A 3,656-nucleotide genomic window follows, 5' to 3' on the forward strand; every position below is an offset into this window, starting at 1 on the left:
AAGCGCAGGCTTCCGGGCCTTCTCCGTGTTCTGGGCGTTCCGGGCGTTTCAAGACGTTCAAGTGAAGCAACGACTCACGTCGAACCATTCGTCGCGTTCACCGCGCGCAGTCCGGACACAGCCCCCGGTACGTGACCTCCACCGCCGACACCGTGAAGCCGAACCGCTCGCCCGCCGGGAGCGTCGTGAGCGGGTCACCGCTCGGATGCACATCACGTATCGTGCCGCAGCGGTAGCAGACCAGGTGCTGATGCGGGCGGTGCGCGTTCGGGTCGTACCGCTTGGCGCGGCCGTCGGTGGAGACCTCGATGATCTCACCGATGCTCACCATCTCGCCGAGCGTGTTGTAGACGGTGGCGCGCGAGATCTCCGGCAGCCGTTCGATGGCACGCGCGTGCACCTCGTCGGCGGTCAGATGAACGTGGTCGCCGTCGAGGACCTCGGCCACGACGCGGCGCTGGGCGGTCAGCCGCCAGCCGCGGTCGCGCAGACGTTCTAGGAGGTCGCTCATGTACACCAGGGTAACAGCGGCGGTCCGAAACCAGAATCGGTCCGTGGTGAGCTCATTTCTTGACTTAGACATTGTCTACCGTAGGATCAGATCCGACTACAGGCAGGCGCAAGGCAAGCACGCCGAATCACAGGGAGACACACGTGACTGTGCAGGAAACGGGTCCGCTGACCACGGAGGCCGGCGCGCCGGTTGCGGACAACCAGAACAGCGAGACGGCGGGCCTCGGCGGTCCGGTCCTCGTGCAGAGCCAGCACCTGCTGGAGAAGCTCGCGCACTTCAACCGGGAGCGCATCCCGGAGCGCGTGGTGCACGCCCGCGGCGCCGGCGCGTACGGCACCTTCACGCTGACGCGTGACGTCTCGCAGTGGACTCGGGCCGCGTTCCTCTCCGAGGTCGGCAAGCAGACCGAGACCTTCCTGCGCTTCTCCACGGTGGCCGGCAACCTCGGTGCCGCGGACGCGGTGCGCGACCCGCGCGGGTGGGCGCTGAAGTTCTACACCGAGGAGGGCAACTACGACCTCGTCGGCAACAACACCCCGGTGTTCTTCATCAAGGACGCCATCAAGTTCCCCGACTTCATCCACACCCAGAAGCGCGACCCGTACACCGGCTCGCAGGAGGCGGACAACGTCTGGGACTTCTGGGGGCTCAGCCCGGAGTCGACCCACCAGGTGACCTGGCTGTTCGGTGACCGCGGCATCCCGGCCAGCTACCGGCACATGAACGGCTACGGTTCGCACACCTTCCAGTGGAACAACGAGGCCGGCGAGGTCTTCTGGGTCAAGTACCACTTCAAGACCGACCAGGGCATCAAGAACCTGACCTCGGAAGAGGCCGCCCTGCTGGCCGGCCAGGACCCCGACTCCCACCAGCGCGACCTGCGCGAGGCCATCGAGCGCGGTGACTTCCCGACCTGGACCCTGCAGGTGCAGATCATGCCGGCGGCGGACGCGGCCACGTACCGCTTCAACCCGTTCGACCTCACCAAGGTGTGGCCGCACGAGGACTACCCGCCGATCGAGATCGGCAAGCTGGAGCTCAACCGCAACCCGGAGAACATCTTCGCCGAGGTCGAGCAGTCCATTTTCAGCCCCGCGCACCTGGTGCCCGGCATCGGCCCGTCCCCGGACAAGATGCTCCAGGGCCGGCTGTTCGCGTACGGCGACGCGCACCGCTACCGCGTCGGCATCAACGCCGACCACCTGCCGGTGAACCGCCCGCACGCCACCGTGGCGCGCACCCACAGCCGGGACGGCCTGCTCTACGACGGCCGGCACGGCGGCACGAAGAACTACGAGCCCAACAGCTTCGGCGGCCCCAGCGAGATCGGCCGCCCGCTGTGGCAGCCGACCGAGGTGTCCGGCGCGACCGGCTACACCGAGGCGCCCTCGCACGCCGAGGACAACGACTTCGTCCAGGCCGGCAACCTCTACCGGCTGATGTCCGAGGGCGAGAAGGCCCGTCTGATCGACAATCTCGCCGGGTTCATCGCCAAGGTGTCGCGCGATGACATCGCCGAGCGCGCGATCAACAACTTCCGTCAGGCGGACGCGGACTTCGGCAAGCGGCTGGAAGTCGCGGTCCAGGCCCTCCGCGGCTGACCCGCCGCTTGACCGACAGGCCGAAGGGGCCGGACGCCGCAGGGCTCCGGCCCCTTCGTCGCGTTCCCGCTCAGGCGGGGACCGCCGCCTGGACCGGGGCCCAGCAGTCCACGATGTCGCGGACCGAGACGATGCCGACGAGTTCGGCGCCGTCGCAGACGACGAGGTGGCGGAACCGGCCGTGCAGCATCGCCCCGGCCGCCTCCTCCAGGGTCCACTGGGGGGCGGCGAAGACGACGTCGGTGGTGGTGTGGGCGTGGGCGTGTTCCCGGTCGGGGTCGAGACCCGCGCCGATCGCGTTGAGCACGTCGCGTTCGGTGAGGATGCCGAGGCCGCAGGTGTCGGGGTCGAGGACGACCGCGGCGCCGACCTGGCGGGCGGACATCAGACGGGCGGCCTGGCGGAGTGTGTGGGCGGGGCCGATGGTGAGAACCACCGTGCTCATCGCGTCGCGGACCAGCATAAAGAGGGCACCTCCTGGTATGGCGGTCGTTCCGTGAATGAATTCACAAATTCACAAGCGCGAGCATTCTCATGTTCACATGCCCCTTCGGCGGGGACAAGGGGGCGCGCACGGCATCCGCCGGGCGCGCGATGCTCAGCTCCGGGTTCGTACCACCGTGTTTCGCCCGGTCACGGCCGGGTCAGATACCCCAGCAGATCCTCGTGCAGCAGCCCGTTGGACGCCGCCGCGTTCGCGCCGAAGGGGCCCGGCACCCCGTCCAGCGAGGTGAAGCGACCGCCGGCCTCCCGTACGATCACGTCGTTCGCCGCCATGTCCCACAGGCTCAGCTCGGGTTCCGCGCAGATGTCCACCGAGCCCTCGGCAACCATCATGTACGGCCAGAAGTCGCCGTAGCCGCGGGTGCGCCAGCAGGTGCGGGACAGGCGCAGAAAGCCGTCGAGCCGGCCCTGCTCCTCCCAACCGGTCAGCGAGGAGTACCCGAACGAGGCGTCCTCCAGCCTGCTGACCCCGGAGACACGCAGCCGGGTCGCCGAGGTCAGGCTGCGCCCGGTGTACGCGCCGCTGCCCTTCGCCGCCCACCAGCGCCGCCCCAGCGCGGGCGCGGACACCACGCCGACCACGCCCTCGTCCCCCTGCTCGCCCCGTACCATCAGCGCGATCAGCGTCGCCCACACCGGCACCCCGCGCACATAGTTCTTGGTGCCGTCGATCGGATCGACCACCCAGCGCCTGGGGCCCCCGCCGTCGGCGCCGTACTCCTCGCCCAGGACGGCGTCCCGCGGCCTGGCCCGGCCGAGCCGGCCGCGGATCAGTTCCTCGGCCGCCGTGTCGGCCTCGCTGACCGGGGTCAGGTCCGGCTTCGTCTCGACCTTGAGGTCGAGCGCCTTGAAACGGGCCATGGTCGCGGCGTCGGCGGCGTCGGCCAGCGCGTGGGCCAGCCGCAGGTCGTCGTTGTAATCGGACATGACGCGAACAGTAGCGATCCCACCTGGTCGGGAGCACGCGCACCCCGCGCGTCGGCCGCACCGGCATCCCGCGAGGCCGCTTCCCGCGGCTGCGCCCGGACACTGTGGCC

The 3,656-nt window shown here is 69.4% G+C and carries 4 protein-coding genes; 1 reads left to right on the plus strand and 3 read right to left on the minus strand.

The genetic code is table 11. The annotated features are described in order from the left end of the window. Positions 1–97 precede the first annotated feature (97 nt). Entirely contained in the window at positions 98–511 is a 414-nt protein-coding gene (locus VIW71_RS19960; protein ID WP_331623749.1) for a Fur family transcriptional regulator, read from the minus strand. Between the two features lie 143 nt (positions 512–654). Here VIW71_RS19960 and VIW71_RS19965 point away from each other — a divergent pair, with 143 nt between their 5' ends. Beyond that, positions 655–2,115 carry a catalase gene (locus VIW71_RS19965; protein WP_331623750.1) on the plus strand — a complete coding sequence of 487 codons (1,461 nt, stop codon included), beginning with the start codon at positions 655–657 and terminating at the stop codon, positions 2,113–2,115. 70 nt (positions 2,116–2,185) lie between these two features. Here VIW71_RS19965 and VIW71_RS19970 read toward each other — a convergent pair whose 3' ends face one another. Continuing rightward, on the minus strand, positions 2,186–2,578 hold the full coding sequence (locus tag VIW71_RS19970; RefSeq protein ID WP_331623751.1) for a cyclic nucleotide-binding/CBS domain-containing protein: 393 nt from the start codon (positions 2,576–2,578) through the stop codon (positions 2,186–2,188). Positions 2,579–2,748: 170 nt separating this feature from the next. Further along, on the minus strand, positions 2,749–3,546 hold the full coding sequence (hisN, locus tag VIW71_RS19975; protein ID WP_331623752.1) for a histidinol-phosphatase: 798 nt from the start codon (positions 3,544–3,546) through the stop codon (positions 2,749–2,751). Positions 3,547–3,656: the final 110 nt, after the last annotated feature.

This window comes from Streptomyces sp. (assembly GCF_036524955.1).
Classification (GTDB): domain Bacteria; phylum Actinomycetota; class Actinomycetes; order Streptomycetales; family Streptomycetaceae; genus Actinacidiphila.

Excerpts from the sequence above, each read along its gene's own strand:
- hisN (WP_331623752.1), bottom strand. The coding sequence starts at position 3,546 with ATGTCCGATTACAACGACGACCTGCGGCTGGCCCACGCGCTGGCCGAC.
- VIW71_RS19970 (WP_331623751.1), bottom strand. The coding sequence starts at position 2,578 with ATGCTGGTCCGCGACGCGATGAGCACGGTGGTTCTCACCATCGGCCCC.
- VIW71_RS19960 (WP_331623749.1), bottom strand. The coding sequence starts at position 511 with ATGAGCGACCTCCTAGAACGTCTGCGCGACCGCGGCTGGCGGCTGACC.